The organism is Streptosporangium sp. NPDC006013 (genome assembly GCF_040614275.1).
GTDB lineage: Bacteria > Actinomycetota > Actinomycetes > Streptosporangiales > Streptosporangiaceae > Streptosporangium.
In genome coordinates this window covers 1-3976 of record NZ_JBEXUE010000696.1, presented here as the reverse complement: position 1 = coordinate 3976, position 3976 = coordinate 1, and the positions used below count along the sequence as shown (strand labels likewise).

The 3976-nt window shown below is 71.1% G+C and carries 3 protein-coding genes; 1 reads left to right on the top strand and 2 read right to left on the bottom strand.

Annotated features, from left to right (window positions below; all coding sequences use genetic code 11):
- The coding region (locus tag ABZ260_RS48045; protein ID WP_355631814.1) for an indolepyruvate ferredoxin oxidoreductase family protein at window positions 1-2496 on the bottom strand (2496 nt) is incomplete at its 3' end.
- Window positions 2497-2631: 135 nt separating this feature from the next.
- On the opposite strand from ABZ260_RS48045, the gene ABZ260_RS48040 reads away from it, so the two are divergent.
- Window positions 2632-3135, top strand: a complete 504-nt coding sequence (locus tag ABZ260_RS48040) for an Lrp/AsnC family transcriptional regulator (RefSeq protein WP_350916044.1) — start codon at window positions 2632-2634, stop codon at window positions 3133-3135.
- A 48-nt stretch (window positions 3136-3183) separates the two neighbouring features.
- On the opposite strand, the gene ABZ260_RS48035 is transcribed toward ABZ260_RS48040, so the two are convergent.
- On the bottom strand, window positions 3184-3828 hold the full coding sequence (locus ABZ260_RS48035) for a TetR/AcrR family transcriptional regulator (RefSeq protein ID WP_355631811.1): 645 nt from the start codon (window positions 3826-3828) through the stop codon (window positions 3184-3186).
- Window positions 3829-3976: the final 148 nt, after the last annotated feature.

Sequence of the window (3976 nt, the reverse complement as noted above, 5' to 3'; positions counted from 1 at the left end):
GCCGAGCCCGGCGTCGTAGACCATCTCCCCGGTCGGTGTCCGGCTCGTCGAGGCGATCGCGACGGTGCGCTCGGGGTTCGCCAGGGCCAGGTGCTTGGCGTCGGTGCCCACCAGCAGGTCGAACGCCAGCACGGTGTCGGCACCGGCGGTACTGACCCGGTTGGCCGGCTCGCCGCCGTCGATCGAGATCCGCAGGTGCGACGTCACCGGGCCCGCCTTCTGCGACAGGCCGGTCTGGTCGAGGCCGGCACTGCGCAGGCCGTCGTACAGGGCGGCGGTGGCCAGGACCGCGTTGACCGTCACGATGCCCGTGCCGCCGATCCCGGCCAGGAACACGTCGTACGTCGGGCTCGCCACCGGAATGACCGGATCCGCCACCTCGGGCGGCTCGGGTCGCGACCCACCGGGCGCGGATTTAGCAGAGGGGTCGACCCGTACGGTGACGAAGGACGGGCAGTCGCCCTGCAGGCAGGTGTAGTCGGTGTTGCAGGAGGTCTGGTCGATCCTGGTCTTGCGGCCGAGCTCGGTCTCCACGGGCTGCACCGACAGGCAGTTGCTCTTCACCCCGCAGTCGCCGCACCCCTCGCAGACGCTCTCGTTGATGACGACCCGTTCGGTCCGCTCGGCGAGCCTGCCGCGCTTGCGGAGCCGCCTGGCCTCGGCCGCGCACTGCTGGTCGTAGATGAGCACGGTGACGCCCGGCACGTCGCGCAGGAGTCGCTGCGCCTCGTCGAGCCGGTCACGGTGCCAGACGAGCGTCCCCGGCGCGAACCGGGCCCGCCTGCCGTAACCGCGGGGCGTCTCGGAGCAGACGATGATCCTGGCCACGCCCTCGGCATGGAGCTTGCGCGTCAGCGCCGGAACGCTCAGGGCCCCCTGAGGGTCCTGCGCACCGGTCATCGCGACGACCTGGTTGTAGAGGATCTTGTAGGTGATGTTCACCCCGGCCGCCACGCACGCCTGCAGCGCCAGCTGGCCGGAGTGGAAGAACGTGCCGTCGCCGACGTTCTGGAAGATGTGCGGCACGTCGGTGAACTGCGACTGTCCCAGCCACTGCGTCCCCTCGCCGCCCATCTGGGTCAGCGACGTGACCCGCGCGCTCTCCCGGTCGGCGATCGTCACCATGGTGTGGCACCCGATGCCGCCGGCCCCCAGCGACCCTTCGGGAAGCACGGTCGACCTGTTGTGCGGGCAGCCGCTGCAGAAGTACGGGGTGCGGCTCGCCACCGGTGTCAGGGTGAGCGCCATCCGGGGTGCCCGTGGCGGCGGGGCGAGCTCGACCCGGTCGGCGAGCAGCCTGCGCAGCGGCCCGGTCAGCCGGTCGGCGTTCAGCAGTCCCCCGGCGGGCACCAGCGGCCGGCCGTCCGCGTCCTGCTTTCCCAGCACCGCCGGAGCGTCGGCCGAGCCGTACAGCAGGTCACGCACCTGGCTCTCGACGAAGGAGGTCTTCTCCTCCACGACCAGGATCTGGCGGAGCCCGCGCGCGAACCGCCGCAGGGTGCCGGCCCCGAGCGGGTAGGGCATCCCGATCCGCATCAGCCGGATCCCGGCCCGCTCCAGATCCCGCTGGTCAAGGCCCAGGTCGAGCAGGGCCTGGCGCACCGCGTCGTACGTCACGCCGGGCGCCGCGATCCCGAGCCAGGCGTCGGCGGGGTCGACCTCGACGACGTCCAGCGGGTTGGCGGCTCCGAACGCCTCGACCATCGCCCACCGGGGGCCGAACAGGTCGGCCTCGGCGAGCAGGCTGTCGGTCGGGGAGGACATGGTGCGCTGCCGGTAGGTCCACGGCCGCCCCTCCCACTCGATCCCGGGAACCGCTATGTGCATGTCGGCGAAGTCGCGGTCGACCGTGAAGAGCCCGTCGGCCACCGCGGTGACCACCTTGACGCCGACCCAGCAGCCGGACGCCCGGGACAGGGCGATGCCGTACAGCCCGAGGGCGACCATCTCCTCGGCGTCGCGCGGGTACAGCACGGGCAGCCCCATCGCGGCCAGCGTGCGCTCGCTGACGCACGGCAGCGTGGACGACGACGCGCCGGGGTCGTCACCGGCGAGGGCCAGCACCCCGCCGCGCGGGTCGACACCGTAGGTGGACGCGTGCCGGATCGCGTCGCCCGACCTGTCGACGCCAGGTCCTTTTCCGTACCAGAGACCCACCACGCCGTCGTGGGTACGCCGCCCGCTGGGCAGGGCGCTCTGGCTGCCCCAGACGGCGGTGGCGCCGAGCTCCTCGTTGAGACCGGGCAGCAGGCGCAGGTCGTCGGACCGCAGACCGGCGAGCGTCTTGTCGAGACCGGCCAGCGGGCTACCCTGGTATCCCGACACGAACGTGGCGGTGCGCAGACCGGCCCGCTCGTCGCGCGCACGCTGCTCGGCGATCAACCGGCCGACGGCCTGGACTCCCGTCAGCAGCACCGGGCCGGAACCCGGCCGGTAGCGATCGGCGAGGTCGATGCGGGCACCCGCCCCGACCACAGGATCGGCGGTCTGGGTCATGTGTGCCTCCTTCACCAGAGCTGACGCATATGTCGGTAAATTTGAGGTTAGAGTGGCTACCACGTCAAGGTTCTGCAGAAATATTGAGCGTCCTGCTCAGTTAACACCCACCACGAACGGCGACAGGTGAGCACTGTGACCAGCATTGACCGGCTCGACGCGGAGCTGCTGACCGCCCTGTCCGAAGACCCCCGGGCCGGGACCAGCGAGCTCGCGGCCCGGCTGGGGGTCGCGCGGAACACGGTCCAGGCGCGCTACCAGCGGCTCGTCGAGTCGGGGGTGCTGACGGGCTTCAGCGCCCGCGTCGACCTGGAGCGCCTTGGCCTGCCGGTGACCGCGTTCCTGCACCTGCAGCTCGCCCAGGGCACTCTGGGCGAGGTCACCGACACGCTCGGGCGGCTGAGCCAGGTCCTTGAGGTCTGCATCACCACCGGCACCAGCGACCTCATGGTCCGGGTGGCCTCCCGCAGCCACGCCGAGCTGCAGTCGCTGATCCAGGAGGTCCTGGCGCTCCGCGGCGTCGTCCGATCCACCACCGAGATCGCCCTGACGACCCCGGTGGAGTACCGCCTCGGCCCGCTGCTGGCGACCCTGACCAGCGACCGGGGCCGCGGCCGCAGCGGCGACCAGCGCCGCTGACCGGCCGGCGCCCGGACGCCGCGGCGGTGCGCGGCACCGGCCCCGCTCTCAGTGCCGGGCCTCCTGGACGGACGGGCGGTGGGCGGTGAGGAAGGTGCGGACCCCGGCGTCGGCGTAGTGGTCGAGTTCGGCCTGGGTGTGCTGGGGAGCGCCGTGGAACATGGCCTTGTTCACCGGTGTCCACAGCAGCAGGCCGACGAAGTGGTCGGCGGCCAGAAGCGGATCGTCGATCCGGAGCAGTCCCTGGTCCGCGAGCCGCTGGAACGTGGTGGCCAGGGTGGCCAGGACGCGTTCGAAGCCCTGCTCGTACCAGGCGGCACCCAGTTCCGGAAAACGGTCGGCATTGGCGATGATCAGGCGCCGCAGCTGGAGCACCTGCGGCCGCATGAGGGCGGTGAGAAACTCGCGGGCGAGCCTGCCCAGGCTCTCCTCCAGGGCCGCGCCGTCGACGGGAACGTCCGTCACCAGGTGAACGACGCCGTCGATCCGACCGGTGGTCGCCAGGATGATCTCGGCGAACAGCTGTTCCTTGTCGGTGAAGTGCTTGTAAACGGTCTGCTTGGACACCGCGGCCAGTTTCGCGATGTCGTCCATGCTGGTGCCCGGGTACCCTTTGCTCAGGAATGCCTCGGTGGCCGCCTCCAGGATGGCCTGATGCTTGCGCGCCGACCGGCCCTGCTCGTTCGGTTCCATGCCGCCCCCCTTCTCTCTAGAGTACTGGACAGTCCAGTTCCTTTATGGGTACTGTTCAGTCTAGTTCTCTAGCGCCTTGGGCAGCCACGAACAAGGAAAGCCCTCCGCGGGCCTGGCCCGGCAGGCTTCGACCTCACCCGCGACGCCA

Bases quoted from the DNA above. Each gene is read 5' to 3' on its own strand.
- ABZ260_RS48035 (WP_355631811.1), bottom strand. From the start codon at position 3,828: ATGGAACCGAACGAGCAGGGCCGGTCGGCGCGCAAGCATCAGGCCATC.